This window comes from Bradyrhizobium sp. CCBAU 53415, from assembly GCF_028128735.1.
Taxonomy (GTDB): domain Bacteria; phylum Pseudomonadota; class Alphaproteobacteria; order Rhizobiales; family Xanthobacteraceae; genus Bradyrhizobium.
This window is the reverse complement of sequence record NZ_LBJF01000017.1, coordinates 34,684-49,168: the sequence shown is the minus strand read 5'-3', so window position 1 is coordinate 49,168 and position 14,485 is coordinate 34,684. Positions and strand designations below refer to the sequence as shown.

Here is a 14,485-nt window from a genome sequence, read left to right as displayed (position 1 = left end):
ATCGTCTCCTTCAAACTGCCGAGGCCTGCAGACGACGGCGTATGAGCGAGAACGGAGCTCGACCTCGCGGACTGGCCACGCGACTTCGCGCCAACAGCCCTGGAACTCGGCGCCGCCTTGCTCGATGAAAGAAGCTCAGTGATCGCATCGGGCGCATCAGCACGTCCTTTCGGAGCGCCGACTGCCGCCGAACCGGCAACCAGCAGCGCCACACCCGCCAAGGACAGGGTGCGGATGAAGCAAGGGCAACGCGTCTGCGGCATGAAGAGCTGCTTGAAAAGTGAGGAGCCGTGCGCGATCGACTTCAATGTCGAACGACGGCAAAAGCTTGGCGCGTCTGCCAGGATGGTTAACCAAAGCGCCCGACTGTTTTGGTTTCGTTGCGCGCTTGGTCCTCTACCGTACAAAACTCGATCTAAATGCGTCCGCGCACGGTGTATCGAATTTTTTCGCGCGAGCGGTGAGCTCTCATTTGAACGTCCGGGATCTCACGCTGGGACTTTCAATGATCGAAAGCCTCGCAACATCACGAGTGGAAAGACCGGCACTTGAACGCGTCAAGACGATTTGAAATCTCGACATGGCAGCGTGCGCTGCGAAGCTCGATGCGGGCCGTCACAATTCTCGTGCCGACCTTGCTTGGCGGTTCACTCGGCTCCGCGTCCGGCTCCGAGCTTGGCGACCGGAGCGGCCTTCCGCTACCCCGCTTCGTCTCGGTCAAGAGCAAGCCGGCCAATGTCCGCGTCGGGCCAGGCGTCGACTATCCGCTGCGATGGACGTTCGTTCGCCGTCATCTGCCCGTCGAGATCCTCGCGGAGTTCGGCAATTGGCGACGCATTCGCGATGCCGATGGCGAAGAGGGCTGGATTCTGGCGGCGTTGCTGTCCGGTCGGAGAACCGCCTTGATCGCTCCCTGGTCAGCCGCCAAGCCGGTGCGGCTTCTGAATCGTTCCAGGCAGAACGCGAGGGTCAATGCGGTCGTCGAGCCGCGCGTTCTCGTCAGGGTGGAGACGTGCACCGGCACGTGGTGCTACGTGCGAGCTCAGACCTTCTCGGGTTACGTCCGGCAGTCCAGACTGTGGGGCGTCTATCCCGGCGAAGTATTTTGAAGAACCGGCAGGATCACGCGATCGATCGTGCGCCGCCGTTGCACGGAAGCAATTGTCAGCGCGCATCCGCCGGAGCCCGCTGCCTGAGCAGCCGGGCGCAGGCGAAGCCGAGCACCACCATGATCACCGCACTCGCGAACAGGGTCGGCATCTTGCCGGCATGTTGGAGCCCGGCACCATAGGCGAGCGGTCCGACGGTCTGCCCCATGAAGAAGAAGAACGAATGCAGCGACAGCGCGGTGGCGCGCGCCTCGACCGAGAGCTCGCTGGCAAACACCTGAAGACAGCCATGGGCGATGTAGAAGCCCCATCCCATCACGATGAGGTTGAGCGCCTGCACTTCCCAGCGCGGACCGAACGCGACGGCAACGAGCTGTGAGGCGACCAGGGTCATGCCTGCGATCATCATGCCCTTGACGCCGAGCCACGGCAGCAGCCGCGACACCGTCAGCGTGTAGAACAGGCCACCCACCGCAAAGCCTGCGATGACGAGGCCCGCGATCGACAGCGAGGTCTGGCCGAGATCGAACAGGAACGAGGCGATGTAGGGAAACAGGCCGAGCACGCAGCAGCCTTCGATGAACACTGCCGAGTAGCAGACATAGGCATTCGGATTGGTGAAGATGGTGCGGTAGCCGGCCTTCAGCGCCGAGAGGCTCGTCTTTGGCGGATGCTTGACCTTGGCGCCGCGAAAGCCGGCCGCGACCGCGATCGACGCCACGATCACGAGCCCGCCGAGCACCGCGAGCACGCCGCGCCAGCCGAGGAAATCGCCGATCAGGCCCGAGGCCGAAGCACCGAGCAGATTGCCGGTCATGGCGCCGGCCAGCGTGCGGCTGATCGCGACCTGCCGCTTCTCGGGCCCGACGAGATCGCTGGTCAGGCTGAGCGCCACCGGGAACACACCGCCCGAGCCGATGCCGGCGAGGATACGGGTGGCAAACAGGACCGAGAACGAGGTCGAGAATGCGCCCAGGATGTTGGCAAGGCCAAGCAGCGCGAGGCAGCCGATCATCAGCCGCGTCTTGCCGAACAGATCGGCCGCAGCGCCGATGATCGGCTGGATGATCGAGAAGGTAAAGGCGAACACCGCGGCAAAGCCCGCAGCGGTGGCGATGCTGACGCCGAAATCCTCGGCGACATGCGGCAGCACCGGATCGAGCGCGCGCGCCGACAGGGCTGCGGCGAAGCTGGCGCCGGAGATGACGTAAAGCGCTGCCGGCAAGCCGTGATCGTGCGGCCGCGCCTCGCCTTGCTGCATCAGCGCGGACCGGTCTTGACTGTTTCTTTGGCGAGCGCGTCGAACGCCATCAGTCTGGCGATCAGCCCCTCGAATTCGCGCAGTGGCACCATGTTGGGCCCATCCGACGGCGCATGATCGGGATCAGGATGGGTCTCGATGAAGACGCCGGCAACGCCGACCGCAACGGCGGCGCGCGCCAGCACCGGCACGAACTCGCGCTCGCCGCCCGAGGAGGTCCCCTTCCCGCCCGGCTGCTGCACGGAATGGGTGGCGTCGAAGATAACGGGTGCGCCGGTGGTGCGCGCCAGGATCGGCAGCGCGCGCATATCGGAGACCAGCGTGTTGTAGCCGAAGGACACACCGCGTTCGGTGACGAGCACGTTGGGATTGCTGGCGCCGGTGATCTTGGTCACGACGTTCGCCATGTCCCAAGGCGCCAGGAACTGGCCCTTCTTGACGTTCACGACCTTCCCGGTTGCGGCCGCGGCAAGAAGGAGGTCAGTCTGCCGGCACAGGAACGCAGGGATCTGCAAGATGTCCACCGCCTGCGCCACCTCGGCGCATTGCGTGGCTTCGTGCACGTCGGTCAGCACGGGAAGGCCAAGCGAGGAGCGGATTTCCGCGAAGATCGGCAGCGACTGAGCGAGGCCAAGCCCGCGCGCCGCCGAAGCGCTGGTGCGGTTGGCCTTGTCGAAGGAGGACTTGTAGACGAGGCCGACGTTCAGCCGCGCGGCAATCTCCTTGAGTGCGGAGGCGACCTCCAGCGCGTGCTGACGGCTTTCGAGCTGGCACGGTCCGGCAATGATCGAGATCGGCAGGTCATTGCCGAATTTGACCGTGCCGATGGTGACGACCGGCGCCGCTGACGTCGAAGAGCTCAAGACAAATCCCTCGTTTCGGCGCGACCATAGCCGCGATGAGGGGCGGATCAACCCTATTTGGCGCGGCCATTCGAATATCAGGGTTGCGCCGGGGGTTCCCGGCGCCGCCCCTGCACGGCAGATTCCTACTTCACCGCAGAGAAGGCAGTCGGCGTCAGGAGCTGGCTGACGATATTGCCGACGATCTGGCCGTCGGCTTCCGACTTCGCCCGCGCCTCGAGCCAGTCCGGGTCCGTCATGAACGCGCCCCACTTCTTCTCGCGCTCGGCGAGCGAGTCCCAGGCCAGAAAATAGGTCAGCTCCTGGTTGGATTCACCGATCAGCGTTGTGAAGAATCCGGCCTGCTTGATGCCGTGCTTCTCCCAGATCTTCAGCGTGGCGGTTTCGAACCGCTTCAAGAGCGCCGGCAAGCGGCCGGGCACGCAGCGATAGACGCGCATTTCGTAGATCATTCATGTTCCTCCCTGAACAGGTCCGGCGGTTATAGCGGCTGGTCACGACAGTGTCTCGGGCCCTGCCCGTCCGCCCCCGTAGCGTTCCGCGCATGGCTGGACAGCTTCCGGCACTGCGCCGCGCCGGGCTCCCGCAATGCTGCCGCAATGATCGGGCCGCTAGAAAGACGCAGTTGCGGTTCAGGTGCCTGTCACATGCGGATTTTGCTGGTCGAGGATGAAGCGGAGATGGCCGGCGCGTTGGCCTCGGCGCTGAAGCGCTACGACATGGTGGTGGACCATGCTCCGACGCTCGCCGAGGCGGAGGAGGCCATTTCCGCCGACGTCCATGCCGCCGTCCTGCTCGACCGCCAACTTCCTGACGGCGATGGCCTCGCCCTGATCCCGAAGCTCCGCGCCCGCGCCGACGGCGTGCCGATCATCGTCCTGACTGCGCGCGGGGAGCTCGCCGACCGCATCGCCGGGCTCGACGGCGGGGCCGACGACTACCTGGCAAAACCGTTTGCCGTCGAGGAGCTGCTGGCGCGGCTGCGCGCCGTGCTGCGGCGCCCGGCCGGCCTCTCCCCCGAAATCATCCGCGCCGGCCGCCTCGCCTTCGATGTCGGCCATCGCGAGGCCAGCATCGACGGCCAGCCGTTCGAGCTGCCGCGCCGCGAGCTCCTGGTGCTTGAAGCCTTGGTTCGTCGCATGGGCCGAACCGTGCTGCGCTCGGCGCTGGAAGAGGCGGTCTACAATTTCGACGACGAGATCCAGTCGAACGCGCTCGACACGCATGTCTCGAGGCTCCGACGAAAGCTCGCGGAAGCCGATGCGGGGATCGAGATCCACGGCATTCGCGGCGTTGGCTATCTCCTCAAGAAGTTGCCATGAGCAAGCACCACGATCCCTATTGCTTGCGCTCGCGGCTGAGCTGGCGCCTGCTCTCGCTTCAGGCCGCGATCCTGGTCGCGCTGGTTGCGATCGTGCTCGCCGGGCTTTGCGCCTCCGGCTTCATGCTGGCCGAGAGGGACGAGGACCGCGTGATCGATGTCGTCCAGCGCGCGCTCACGCGCGACGCGCAAGGCGCATTGGCCTTGCGGCCGACGGCCGAGCTGAAACAGCTGCGGAGTGAGACGCCGGACCTCTGGTTCCTGGTGCGCGACCGGCAGGCTCGTTCGCTCAGCGAAGGCACCGTGCCGGCCGAATTCGCCGCGATCGGCGGTGGCCTTGACCAGGTCAGCCAGGCGCGGCTCGGCTGGCAGCTGTTCGGGGACGATCCGCGCAAGCCGGCGGCGCGGATGAAGCGGGTCGACACCGATGCGGGCAACGTGCAGGTCATCACGGCGACACAAGGACGCCTGACCGGCGCCAAGGCACTGTTCACGACATCCCTTGCGTTCCTCGGCATCACCCTGCCCGGCCTGCTCCTGATGGGAACGGCGACCTTCATCGCGACGCCAATGATCGTGCGGCGCGCTTTCAGGGGGCTGGATTCCGCGGCGGACGAGGCGCGGCGCATCGATATCCATCAGCGCGGCGCGCGGCTCCCGATAGAACGGATTCCGCTGGAGGTCGTGCCGCTCGTGACCGCGATCAACGACGCGCTGGCGCGGCTCGACCAGGGCTATGCCCGCCACAAGCGCTTCGTCGCGGACGCCGCACATGAGCTGCGCACGCCGATCGCAATCCTGAACACACGCCTGGAGTCACTTGCCCCCGGGCCGGACAAGACCCGCCTGCTGGAGGATGCCGCACGGCTCGCGACGCTTGCCGACCAGCTGCTCGACATGCAACGGCTCGACCGTTGCGACCATCCCTTCACGAGCGTCGATCTCGCCGCCGTTGCGCAAAGCGTCGCCGCCGACCTCGCGCCGCTGGCGATCGCCGCCGGCTACGAGCTGGCGCTCGATGCGCCGTCGACACCGGTCGAGACGATCGGCGATGCGGCGGCGCTGGAGCGTGCCCTCACCAATCTCGTGCAGAATGCGATCCAGCACGGCCCTCGCCGCGGCACGATCGGGATACGCGTCGTCAGGCCTGCAAATATCGAGGTCACGGATGAAGGCGCCGGAATTCCCGCCGATCAGCGCGAACAGATCTTCGAGCCGTTCTACCGGCTGGCGCCGCTCGATCGCGGCGCCGGCCTCGGCCTCAACATGGTGCGCGAGATCGTGCAGCTGCATGGCGGCCACGTTTCGGTGGTGGACGGGCCGGAGGGCGGCGGCTGTTTCCGGATCACGCTGCCGCCGGTCCGACAGGATTGACTCAATCTGCATCCGCGTCCGACAGCGCAATGCTGTCGCAATGCGCCTCCGCAACACTGCATCCGTCTCACCTCTGATCTCGGGAGGTGCAAACCAAGATGCCGGAGTGCGCATGCCCAACGATTTCCTTTCCTTCTTCCTGTCCTGGATGTCGTCCCCGCGTCGGGTCGGTGCGGTCGCACCATCGGGTGCGGCGCTGGCCGATCTCATCACGCGCGAGATCAGCGCGACGACGGGTCCGATCCTCGAGCTCGGGCCCGGCACCGGCGCGTTCACCTACAAGCTGCTCAAACGCGGCGTCCGGCCGCAGGATCTCACGCTGATCGAATACGGCTCCGACTTCATGAAGCTCCTGCAACTGCGCTTTCCCGGCGCGCGCGTGCTGTGGATGGATGCAGGCCGGCTTGCGACCGAGCGGCTCTATGACGGCGCCCCCGTCGGCGCGGTGGTGAGCGGGCTGCCGCTGCTCAACATGTCGAGGCGCAAGGTCATCTCGATCCTCAGCGGCGCGTTCAGCTATGTCCGTCCAGGTGGCGCCTTCTACCAGTTTACCTATGGCATGAGCTGCCCGGTGCCGCGGCCCGTGCTCGACCGGCTGGGCCTGCGTGCAAAGCTCGTGGATCGCGCCTTGCTGAACGTGCCGCCCGCCGCCGTCTACAGGCTGACGCGGCGACCACAGATGAAGCTGATCACGGGATCGCTTGCGCCCAAACCATCAGCGCGGGCCGCGTTGGAGCCGATGTATCACGCGCGCGACTCCTCCGCCGCGCGCTGAGCCGTCAGACCAGCCGGCTCTGCTTCGCCGCCGCCGCAATGAACGAGGCGAACAGCGGATGCGGCTCGAACGGCCGCGACTTCAGCTCGGGGTGGAACTGGACGCCGATGAACCAGGGATGGTCCTCGTACTCGACGATCTCGGGCAGCACGCCGTCGGGCGAGAGCCCCGAGAACTTCAAGCCATGCTGCTCGAGGCGGTCCTTGTAGGCGGTGTTGACCTCGTAGCGGTGACGGTGGCGCTCGGAAATCTCGGTGGCGCCGCCGTAGACCTGCGACACGCGGCTGCCGCGATTGAGCGCGGCGGGATACGCCCCGAGCCGCATCGTGCCGCCGAGGTCGCCGGCCTGCGAACGCTTCTCGAGCTCGTTGCCGCGCAGCCACTCCGTCATCAGGCCGACCAGCGGCTCCTTGGTCGGGCCGAACTCGGTGGAGTTGGCATCCTCGATGCCGACGAGATTTCGCGCCGCCTCGATCACCGCCATCTGCATGCCGAAGCAGATGCCGAAATACGGCACGTCGCGCTCGCGCGCGAACTGCGCCGCCCTGATCTTGCCTTCGGCACCGCGCTGGCCGAAACCGCCGGGCACCAGGATGCCGTTGACGTGCTCGAGGAACGGCGCCGGATCTTCCTTCTCGAAGATCTCGCTCTCGATCCAGTCGAGATTGACCCTCACCTTGTTGGCGATGCCGCCATGCGAGAGCGCCTCGATCAGCGACTTGTACGCATCCTTCATGCCGGTGTACTTGCCGACGATGGCGATGGTGACGTTGCCCTCGGGGTTGCGGATGCGCTCGTTGATCTCCTGCCAGCTGCGCAGCTCCGGCGGAATCCGCGAGGCGATGCCGAAGGCGGCGAGCACTTCGTCGTCGAGGCCCGCATTGTGATAGGCCTCGGGGACCGCGTAGATGTTGTCGACGTCGCGCGCCTCGATCACGGCGCTTTCGCGCACGTTGCAGAACAGCCCGAGCTTGCGCCGCTCTTCCTTCGGGATCTCGCGGTCGGTGCGGCAGAGCAGGATGTCCGGCTGGATGCCGATCGAGCGCAGCTCCTTCACCGAATGCTGCGTCGGCTTGGTCTTGAGCTCGCCGGCGCTCGGAATGTAGGGCAGCAGCGTCAGATGGATGTAGACGGCATGATCGCGCGGCAGCTCGTTCTTGAGCTGGCGGATCGCCTCGAAGAACGGCAGCCCCTCGATGTCGCCGACGGTGCCGCCGATCTCGACCAGCACGAAGTCGTAATCGTCGTTGCCGTCGAGGACGAATTCCTTGATCGCGTTGGTGACGTGCGGAACCACCTGGATGGTCGCGCCGAGATAATCGCCGCGGCGCTCCTTGGAGATGATGTCCTGGTAGATGCGCCCGGTGGTGATGTTGTCGGCCTTGGTCGCAGGCCTGCCGGTGAAGCGCTCGTAGTGACCGAGATCGAGATCGGTCTCCGCGCCGTCATCGGTCACGAACACTTCGCCGTGCTGATACGGCGACATCGTTCCGGGATCGAGGTTGAGATAGGGATCGAGCTTGCGGAGGCGGACCTTGTAGCCCCGGGCCTGCAACAGGGCACCGAGTGCCGCTGAGGCCAGTCCCTTGCCGAGCGAAGAAACCACGCCGCCGGTGATGAATATGTACCGCGCCATGGGACTTAACCTCTAATCCCTCGAATTCGATTCGCCAAAGCGATTCGTATTCCGCCCCGAAAGATTTTGCGGGCCTGTGGGTGAGCCAGAACTAAGAGTGGTGACAGTGCCTTGATGGGGATTGTTGACGCAGGACGGTAGCAGCCGCCCTGCATGGCCCCCCTGCTTTATTGCGAGCGCGGTACCTGTGGGCCGCTCGGAGCCGGCGCCTGCTGCTGCTCGTCCGCCTTCTTCAGCGAATCCAGGATGCCGCCCGAGGTCGGCGGCGCGATCGGCGACCCGCCGGCCGGCTGGGTCTGCGACGGCTGGCCGATGATCGACGACGGCTTGCGGTCGTAGCCGGCGTACCAGGACAGGAACAGGCTGGTGAGGAAGAAGCCGACGGCCAGGATCGCGGTGGTCCGCGTCAGAAGGTTCGCAGTGCCGCGGCTCGACATGAAGCCGGCGCCCCCGCCCATGCCGAGCCCGCCGCCTTCCGACTTCTGGAGCAGGACGGTGCCGATCATGACGGCGACGATCATGAGGTGGATGACGATGACAACGGTCTGCATGATATCCTTCCGTCACAAGCGGACGGCGCCTGACGGCGGCCGATCGCGCTTCGCGGTTTTCCTGAAGTTGCGCGGTGTTACACGATCGGGAGGGGTATTGCCACCCCCGATCGGATCCGAACCCAACGGTTTGAACGAGCCGGGCAGCGCTTAGTTAGGACAGCCTTTGGCGATCGCAAGGAAATCGGCCGCTTTCAGGCTGGCGCCACCAACCAGCGCGCCGTTGACGTTTTTCACCGCCATCAGTTCGGCCGCATTCGAGGGCTTGACCGATCCGCCATAGAGGATGCGCATTCTGGCACCCTCGGCTTTGAACCGGGAGGTCAGGAGTTCCCGGATAAAGCCATGAATTTGCTCGACATCCTTGGCTGTCGGCGTCAGCCCGGTGCCGATCGCCCAGACCGGCTCGTAGGCCACGACCAGCTTGGCTGCGGTGGAACCGTCTGGCAGCGAACCGTCGAGCTGGCCGCGCAGGACGTCCAGGGTTTGGCCGCCATCGCGCTGGCCCTGCGTCTCGCCGATGCAGACGATCGCCGTCGCCCCGGCGCGCCAGGCGGCCTCGGCCTTGTGCCGAACCAGAGCATCGCCCTCGCCGTGATCAGCGCGGCGCTCGGAATGGCCGACGATGATGGCGGTTGCGCCCGCATCCACCAGCATTTCGGCGGCGACATCGCCGGTATGGGCGCCGGAGGCCTTGGGATGGCAGTCCTGGGCTCCCACCGCGACCTTCTTGCCCCGCGCCTTGTCGGCGAAGGCGGCGACCAGGGTCGCTGGCGGGCAAACCAGCAGGTCGGCTTTGCCGGCCACGTCTGCCGCACCGTTGAGCATGGCGTCGAATTCGGCAGCCTGGGCCTTCAGCCCATTCATTTTCCAGTTGCCCGCAATCAGCGGTCGGATGGCGTCGGTCATGTCGAGGTCCAGCAAAATGAGGTGTGTGGATGCGCTAGCAGAGCCGTCGCGGCAGTTCCAGATTCTTGTTTTGACGCGTTTTCGTGACGCGAACCGGGGTCCACTTCGCTGGAAAACGCTTTGGGGCTTTCAACCGCAGCTTCGAAGGGCCACGCGAGGCGAGGTTGCGGGGGGAAAGCCGCCACTTTATGATGATCTATCAATTTGGTGACGCGCTTTTGCGGAATCTGCATTAAGACGCGCTCCGTTCCCCTCCTGACCAAACAAGTTGGACCAAATGCTTCGAGGAATGCGCAAGGCCTCATCAAACTGGCTCGGCAAAACCATTATGGCCGTGGTGATGGGCGTGTTGATCATCAGTTTCGGCATTTGGGGCATCGCCGACATCTTCCGCGGCTTCGGGCAATCCACGGTGGCCAAGGTCGGCAGCACCGAGATTTCGCTCAACGAGTTCCGCCAGATCTATACCGACCGCCTGCAACAGATCAGCCGCCAGTTCGGCCGCCCGCTGACGCCCGACCAGGCGCGCGCCTTCGGCCTCGACCGCCAGGTGCTCCAGCAGACGATTGCGGAAGCAGCGCTGGACGAAGAGGCGCGCCGGCTCGGGCTCGGCCAGTCCGACGACCAGATCCGCCAGCTCATCATGAACGATCCCAACTTCAAGGGCGTCGGCGGCAATTTCGATGCGAACCGCTTCCAGGCCATGATCCGCAATTTCGGCTACACCGAGCAGCGATACGTTGCCGAGCAGCGCAAGGTGTCGCTGCGCCGCCAGATCACCGGCACGATCGGCGCCGGCGTGGAGCCGTCGAAGGCGATGATCGACGTGCTGACGCGCTTCCAGAACGAGCAGCGCACCATCGAATTCATCAGGCTCGACGCAGCCCAAGCCGGCCAGATCGATCCGCCCTCTCCCGAAGCCCTCGCCACCTATTTCGAGGATCACAAGGTCCAGTTCCGCGCGCCTGAATATCGCAAGATCGCATTCGTCGTGGTCTCGCCGGAAGAGATCGGCAAATGGACCGAGGTCTCAGACGAGGACGCCAGGAAGGTGTTCGAGCAGCGCAAGGACCGGCTCGACACCCCGGAGAAGCGCCAGATCCACCAGATCGTGTTCCCGAATGCCGCGGAGGCGCAGGCCGCGCGCGAACGGCTCGCCGGCGGGCTGTCATTCGAGGATCTCGGCAAGGAGCGCGGACTGAGTGCCTCCGACGTCGATCTTGGCCTCGTGACCAAGTCTTCGCTCGATCCCGCGGTCGGCGCCGCCGCCTTCGCTCTTCCCGTCGGTGAGATCAGCCAGCCGATCCAGGGCGCTCTCGGCACATCGATCGTCAGGGTCGACAAGATCGAGCCGGGCAAAGAGGCGGACTACGCCAGCCTGGCCGGCGACATCAAGCGCGAGATCGCCACCGAGCGCGCGCGCGTCAAGGTGGCCGACCTCCGCGACAAGATGGAGGACGAGCGCGGCGGCGGCGCCAGCGTGATCGACGCGGCGCAGAAGCTCGGCCTCACCGCCGTGACCATCGACGCCGTCGACCGTTCCGGCCGCGCCCCGAACGGCCAGCCGGTCGCCAACATTCCGCAGGGCCTCGACGTGGTATCGCAGGCTTTCAACACCGACGTCGGCGTCGACAACGACGCAATCTCGTTCAAGGGCGGCTATGTCTGGTACGACGTGCTTGCCATCACGCCCTCGCGCGACCGCAATCTCGACGAGGTCCGCGACCAGGTCGAGGCGCGCTGGCGCCAGGACCAGATCGCGGCCAAGCTGAAGGCCAAGGCGACGGAGATGGTGCAGAAGCTCGAAGCAGGCGGCAAGCTCGCTGACGAGGCCGCTGCGATCAGCGCCAAGGTCGAGACCGCGGCGGGCTTCAAGCGCGACGACTCGCCCGCCGGCGTGCCCGCCGCCGTCGTGTCGGCCGCCTTCCGCACCGCCAAGGACGGCGTCGGACAAACGGCCGTGAGCGGCGGCAGCGAAGTGATCGTCTTCCGCGTCACCGATATCATCGATCCCGCGGTCGACATGGCCTCCGACGCGGTCAAGAAGCTGAAGGAAAGCCTCGTCCGGGCCCAGACCGAGGAGCAGGTCGCCTCCTACGTCAACAAGCTTGAAACCGACATCGGGACCACCATTAATCAGGCCGCCTTCGCGCAGGTGACCGGCGCGAACCAGTGAGTTGAAAGCACGCGATGGACGACCTGAAATCGATCATTGGAAAAGTGGCGACCGGCGCCAGCCTGTCGCGTGACGAAGCCGCTTCCGCCTTCGACGCCATGATGTCGGGCGAAGCCACGCCCTCGCAGATGGGCGGCCTCCTGATGGCGCTGCGCGTGCGCGGCGAGACCGTGGACGAGATCACTGGCGCGGTTTCGGCGATGCGCTCCAAGATGCTGACCGTGACGGCGCCGCCTGACGCCGTCGACATCGTCGGCACCGGCGGCGACGGCTCCGGCTCGGTCAACGTCTCGACCTGCGCCTCCTTCATCGTCTCTGGCGCCGGTGTGCCAGTCGCCAAGCATGGCAACCGCGCGCTGTCGTCGCGCTCGGGCGCGGCCGACGTGCTGGCATCGCTCGGGGTGAAGATCGATCTGAAGCCGGAGCAGGTCGGGCGCTGCGTGCGCGAATGCGGAATCGGCTTCATGTTCGCCCCCGCCCACCATCCCGCCATGAAGAACGTCGGCCCGACCCGGGTCGAGCTTGCCACGCGCACGATCTTCAACCTGCTTGGCCCCCTGTCCAACCCGGCCGGCGTGAAGCGGCAGATGGTCGGCGTGTTCTCGAGGCAATGGGTGCAACCGCTGGCGCAGGTGCTGAAGAACCTCGGCTCGGAATCCGCCTGGGTCGTGCACGGCTCCGATGGGCTCGACGAGATCACCCTCACCGGTCCGACCTTCGTCTCCGCGCTCCACAAGGGCGAGATCCGGAATTTCGAGGTGACGCCTGAGGAGGCCGGACTGTCGCGTTGCGAGGCTGGCGCGCTCAGGGGCGGTGACGCCGATGCCAATGCGATCGCGCTGCAAAGCGTGCTCGACGGCAAGCCGAGTCCCTACCGCGATGTGGCGCTGATCAACGCCGCCGCCGCGCTGGTCGTGGCCGGCCGCGCCAAGGACCTCAAGGAGGGCGTTGCGATCGGCATCCGCTCAATCGACAGCGGCGCGGCCAACGCCAAGCTGAAGCACCTGGTCTCAGTCTCCAACAGCTGAATTGCGCATGTCCGACGTCCTGACCAAGATCGAGACCTATAAGCGCGAGGAGATCGCGGCGGCGAAGCGGATGCGTCCGCTCTCCGCCGTCGAGGCGCAAGCCAAGGCGGCTTCCGCGCCGCGCGGTTTCCTGCGCGCGATCAAGAGCAAGCTTGCCAATGGCGACTATGCACTGATCGCGGAGGTCAAGAAGGCCTCGCCGTCGAAGGGTCTCATTCGCGCCGATTTCGACCCGCCGGCACTCGCAAGAGCCTATGAGGCGGGCGGCGCGGCATGTCTGTCGGTGCTGACCGACACGCCCTCATTCCAGGGCCATCTCGACTTCATGGTCGCGGCGCGGGCGGCGACTTCGCTGCCTGTGCTGCGCAAGGACTTCATGTTCGACACCTATCAGGTGGTCGAGGCGCGCGCGCACGGCGCCGACTGCATCCTGATCATCATGGCGGCGCTCGATGATGCCACCGCGAGCGATATCGAAGACGCTGCCATCGCCCATGGCATGGACGTGCTGATCGAGATACATGACCGCGCCGAGCTCGACCGCGCGCTGAAGCTGCGGTCGCAGATGATCGGCGTCAACAACCGCAACCTGCGCACCTTCGAGACCACGCTTGCGACCAGCGAGGCCTTGGCGCCGCTGATCCCTGGGGATCGGCTGATGGTCGGCGAGAGCGGCATCTTTACGCCCGACGATCTCGCCCGGCTCGAGCGCGTCGGCATGTCGACATTCCTGGTCGGCGAGAGCCTGATGCGGCAGGCCGACGTCACTGCGGCGACGCGCGCGCTGCTCGCACGCAAGACGACGGCGCGCGCGACGGGCACGCGCTGACATGGCGCGCAAGCCAGCCAATCCGAAGCCAGCCAGGACGAAGACGGCCAAATCAAACGCCGGCCCCGCCCTCACCCATATCGGCGCCTCCGGCGAGGCGCGGATGGTCGACGTCTCGGACAAGCCCGCGACCGAGCGGCTTGCGGTCGCGGAAGGCCGCGTCGTCATGACCAAGGCAACGCTCGACCTGATCGTGTCCGGCAACGCCAGGAAGGGCGACGTGCTCGGCACCGCGCGCATCGCCGGCATCATGGCCGCCAAGCGCACCTCCGAGCTGATCCCGCTCTGCCATCCGCTCGCGCTGTCGAAGGTGACGGTCGAGATCGAGCCCGACGCGAAACTGCCGGGCTGCCTCGTTCGCGCCAGCGTGAAGGTGACGGGCCCGACCGGCGTCGAGATGGAGGCCCTCACGGCCGTCTCGGTCGCCTGCCTCACCATCTACGACATGATCAAGGCGGTCGAGCGCGGCGTGCGCATCGAAGCCATCCATCTGGTCGAGAAGCTCGGCGGCAAGTCCGGCCATTATCGCGCCTGAAGCGCGCTTGCCGTAACGACCCACCTCTCCCGCCGCGCGCATCGATTGCCTTTGCATGCGACCATTCACGCTTCGTTAACCGCGCTTCCTAACTTTACCTCCACACCGCCCCCGTAAA

15 protein-coding genes are annotated in these 14,485 nt (G+C 65.9%); 9 read left to right on the top strand and 6 right to left on the bottom strand.

Going from position 1 to position 14,485, the window contains the following annotated elements; all coding sequences use genetic code 11:
- The first annotated feature begins 307 nt into the window (after positions 1-307).
- Both XH87_RS09975 and XH87_RS09970 read left to right on the top strand, forming a co-directional pair.
- Positions 308-571: a hypothetical protein gene (locus XH87_RS09975; protein ID WP_271587137.1), complete on the top strand. Its 264-nt coding sequence runs from the start codon at positions 308-310 to the stop codon at positions 569-571.
- A gap of 34 nt (positions 572-605) precedes the next feature.
- On the top strand, positions 606-1,109 hold the full coding sequence (locus XH87_RS09970; RefSeq protein ID WP_271587136.1) for an SH3 domain-containing protein: 504 nt from the start codon (positions 606-608) through the stop codon (positions 1,107-1,109).
- Between the two features lie 55 nt (positions 1,110-1,164).
- On the opposite strand, the gene XH87_RS09965 is transcribed toward XH87_RS09970, so the two are convergent.
- From XH87_RS09965 to XH87_RS09955, 3 genes are all read right to left on the bottom strand, one after another.
- The gene (locus XH87_RS09965; protein WP_271587135.1) at positions 1,165-2,370 is read right to left on the bottom strand and encodes an MFS transporter; all 1,206 of its coding nucleotides are present in this window, start codon (positions 2,368-2,370) and stop codon (positions 1,165-1,167) included.
- Positions 2,370-3,233 (bottom strand): 3-deoxy-8-phosphooctulonate synthase, encoded by an 864-nt coding sequence (gene kdsA, locus XH87_RS09960; RefSeq protein WP_271587134.1) that lies wholly within the window; start codon positions 3,231-3,233, stop codon positions 2,370-2,372. Before kdsA ends, XH87_RS09965 begins: the two co-directional genes overlap by 1 nt.
- A 125-nt stretch (positions 3,234-3,358) precedes the next feature.
- Positions 3,359-3,685 carry an NIPSNAP family protein gene (locus XH87_RS09955; protein WP_035702417.1) on the bottom strand — a complete coding sequence of 109 codons (327 nt, stop codon included), beginning with the start codon at positions 3,683-3,685 and terminating at the stop codon, positions 3,359-3,361.
- Between the two features lie 195 nt (positions 3,686-3,880).
- On the opposite strand from XH87_RS09955, the gene XH87_RS09950 reads away from it, so the two are divergent.
- The 3 genes from XH87_RS09950 (at position 3,881) to XH87_RS09940 (ending at position 6,703) form a co-directional block, all read left to right on the top strand.
- Positions 3,881-4,555, top strand: coding sequence for a response regulator (locus tag XH87_RS09950; RefSeq protein ID WP_061881837.1), 675 nt, complete (start codon positions 3,881-3,883; stop codon positions 4,553-4,555).
- The gene (locus XH87_RS09945; protein ID WP_271587133.1) at positions 4,552-5,928 is read left to right on the top strand and encodes a sensor histidine kinase; all 1,377 of its coding nucleotides are present in this window, start codon (positions 4,552-4,554) and stop codon (positions 5,926-5,928) included. The genes XH87_RS09950 and XH87_RS09945 overlap by 4 nt, the downstream gene beginning before the upstream one ends.
- A gap of 112 nt (positions 5,929-6,040) precedes the next feature.
- Positions 6,041-6,703 carry a class I SAM-dependent methyltransferase gene (locus tag XH87_RS09940; RefSeq protein ID WP_271587132.1) on the top strand — a complete coding sequence of 221 codons (663 nt, stop codon included), beginning with the start codon at positions 6,041-6,043 and terminating at the stop codon, positions 6,701-6,703.
- A 4-nt stretch (positions 6,704-6,707) separates the two neighbouring features.
- Here XH87_RS09940 and XH87_RS09935 read toward each other — a convergent pair whose 3' ends face one another.
- The 3 genes from XH87_RS09935 to tpiA form a co-directional block, all read right to left on the bottom strand.
- Complete coding sequence (locus XH87_RS09935; protein WP_271587131.1) at positions 6,708-8,339, bottom strand: CTP synthase; 1,632 nt, start codon at positions 8,337-8,339, stop codon at positions 6,708-6,710.
- Positions 8,340-8,506: 167 nt separating this feature from the next.
- On the bottom strand, positions 8,507-8,890 hold the full coding sequence (gene secG, locus XH87_RS09930) for a preprotein translocase subunit SecG (protein WP_271587130.1): 384 nt from the start codon (positions 8,888-8,890) through the stop codon (positions 8,507-8,509).
- 150 nt (positions 8,891-9,040) lie between these two features.
- A complete protein-coding gene (gene tpiA, locus XH87_RS09925; protein ID WP_271587129.1) occupies positions 9,041-9,799 on the bottom strand; it encodes a triose-phosphate isomerase in 759 nt (252 codons plus the stop codon).
- A 277-nt stretch (positions 9,800-10,076) separates the two neighbouring features.
- On the opposite strand from tpiA, the gene XH87_RS09920 reads away from it, so the two are divergent.
- Genes XH87_RS09920 through moaC form a run of 4 tightly spaced genes read left to right on the top strand, consistent with a single transcriptional unit; the run spans position 10,077 to position 14,367 of the window.
- Complete coding sequence (locus tag XH87_RS09920) at positions 10,077-11,975, top strand: SurA N-terminal domain-containing protein (protein ID WP_271587128.1); 1,899 nt, start codon at positions 10,077-10,079, stop codon at positions 11,973-11,975.
- 14 nt (positions 11,976-11,989) lie between these two features.
- The gene (trpD, locus tag XH87_RS09915) at positions 11,990-13,003 is read left to right on the top strand and encodes an anthranilate phosphoribosyltransferase (RefSeq protein ID WP_271587127.1); all 1,014 of its coding nucleotides are present in this window, start codon (positions 11,990-11,992) and stop codon (positions 13,001-13,003) included.
- 7 nt (positions 13,004-13,010) lie between these two features.
- Entirely contained in the window at positions 13,011-13,832 is an 822-nt protein-coding gene (gene trpC, locus XH87_RS09910) for an indole-3-glycerol phosphate synthase TrpC (RefSeq protein WP_271587126.1), read from the top strand.
- Position 13,833: 1 nt separating this feature from the next.
- Positions 13,834-14,367: a cyclic pyranopterin monophosphate synthase MoaC gene (gene moaC / locus XH87_RS09905; RefSeq protein WP_271587125.1), complete on the top strand. Its 534-nt coding sequence runs from the start codon at positions 13,834-13,836 to the stop codon at positions 14,365-14,367.
- Positions 14,368-14,485: the final 118 nt, after the last annotated feature.

What these genes read in the sequence shown, in the direction of transcription:
- XH87_RS09975 (WP_271587137.1), top strand. Translation starts at nt 308, where the DNA reads ATGTCGAACGACGGCAAAAGCTTGGCGCGTCTGCCAGGATGGTTAACC.
- XH87_RS09970 (WP_271587136.1), top strand. Translation starts at nt 606, where the DNA reads ATGCGGGCCGTCACAATTCTCGTGCCGACCTTGCTTGGCGGTTCACTC.
- XH87_RS09965 (WP_271587135.1), bottom strand. Translation starts at nt 2,370, where the DNA reads ATGCAGCAAGGCGAGGCGCGGCCGCACGATCACGGCTTGCCGGCAGCG.
- XH87_RS09955 (WP_035702417.1), bottom strand. Translation starts at nt 3,685, where the DNA reads ATGATCTACGAAATGCGCGTCTATCGCTGCGTGCCCGGCCGCTTGCCG.
- XH87_RS09950 (WP_061881837.1), top strand. Translation starts at nt 3,881, where the DNA reads ATGCGGATTTTGCTGGTCGAGGATGAAGCGGAGATGGCCGGCGCGTTG.
- XH87_RS09945 (WP_271587133.1), top strand. Translation starts at nt 4,552, where the DNA reads ATGAGCAAGCACCACGATCCCTATTGCTTGCGCTCGCGGCTGAGCTGG.
- XH87_RS09940 (WP_271587132.1), top strand. Translation starts at nt 6,041, where the DNA reads ATGCCCAACGATTTCCTTTCCTTCTTCCTGTCCTGGATGTCGTCCCCG.
- XH87_RS09935 (WP_271587131.1), bottom strand. Translation starts at nt 8,339, where the DNA reads ATGGCGCGGTACATATTCATCACCGGCGGCGTGGTTTCTTCGCTCGGC.
- secG (WP_271587130.1), bottom strand. Translation starts at nt 8,890, where the DNA reads ATGCAGACCGTTGTCATCGTCATCCACCTCATGATCGTCGCCGTCATG.
- tpiA (WP_271587129.1), bottom strand. Translation starts at nt 9,799, where the DNA reads ATGACCGACGCCATCCGACCGCTGATTGCGGGCAACTGGAAAATGAAT.
- XH87_RS09920 (WP_271587128.1), top strand. Translation starts at nt 10,077, where the DNA reads ATGCTTCGAGGAATGCGCAAGGCCTCATCAAACTGGCTCGGCAAAACC.
- trpD (WP_271587127.1), top strand. Translation starts at nt 11,990, where the DNA reads ATGGACGACCTGAAATCGATCATTGGAAAAGTGGCGACCGGCGCCAGC.
- trpC (WP_271587126.1), top strand. Translation starts at nt 13,011, where the DNA reads ATGTCCGACGTCCTGACCAAGATCGAGACCTATAAGCGCGAGGAGATC.
- moaC (WP_271587125.1), top strand. Translation starts at nt 13,834, where the DNA reads ATGGCGCGCAAGCCAGCCAATCCGAAGCCAGCCAGGACGAAGACGGCC.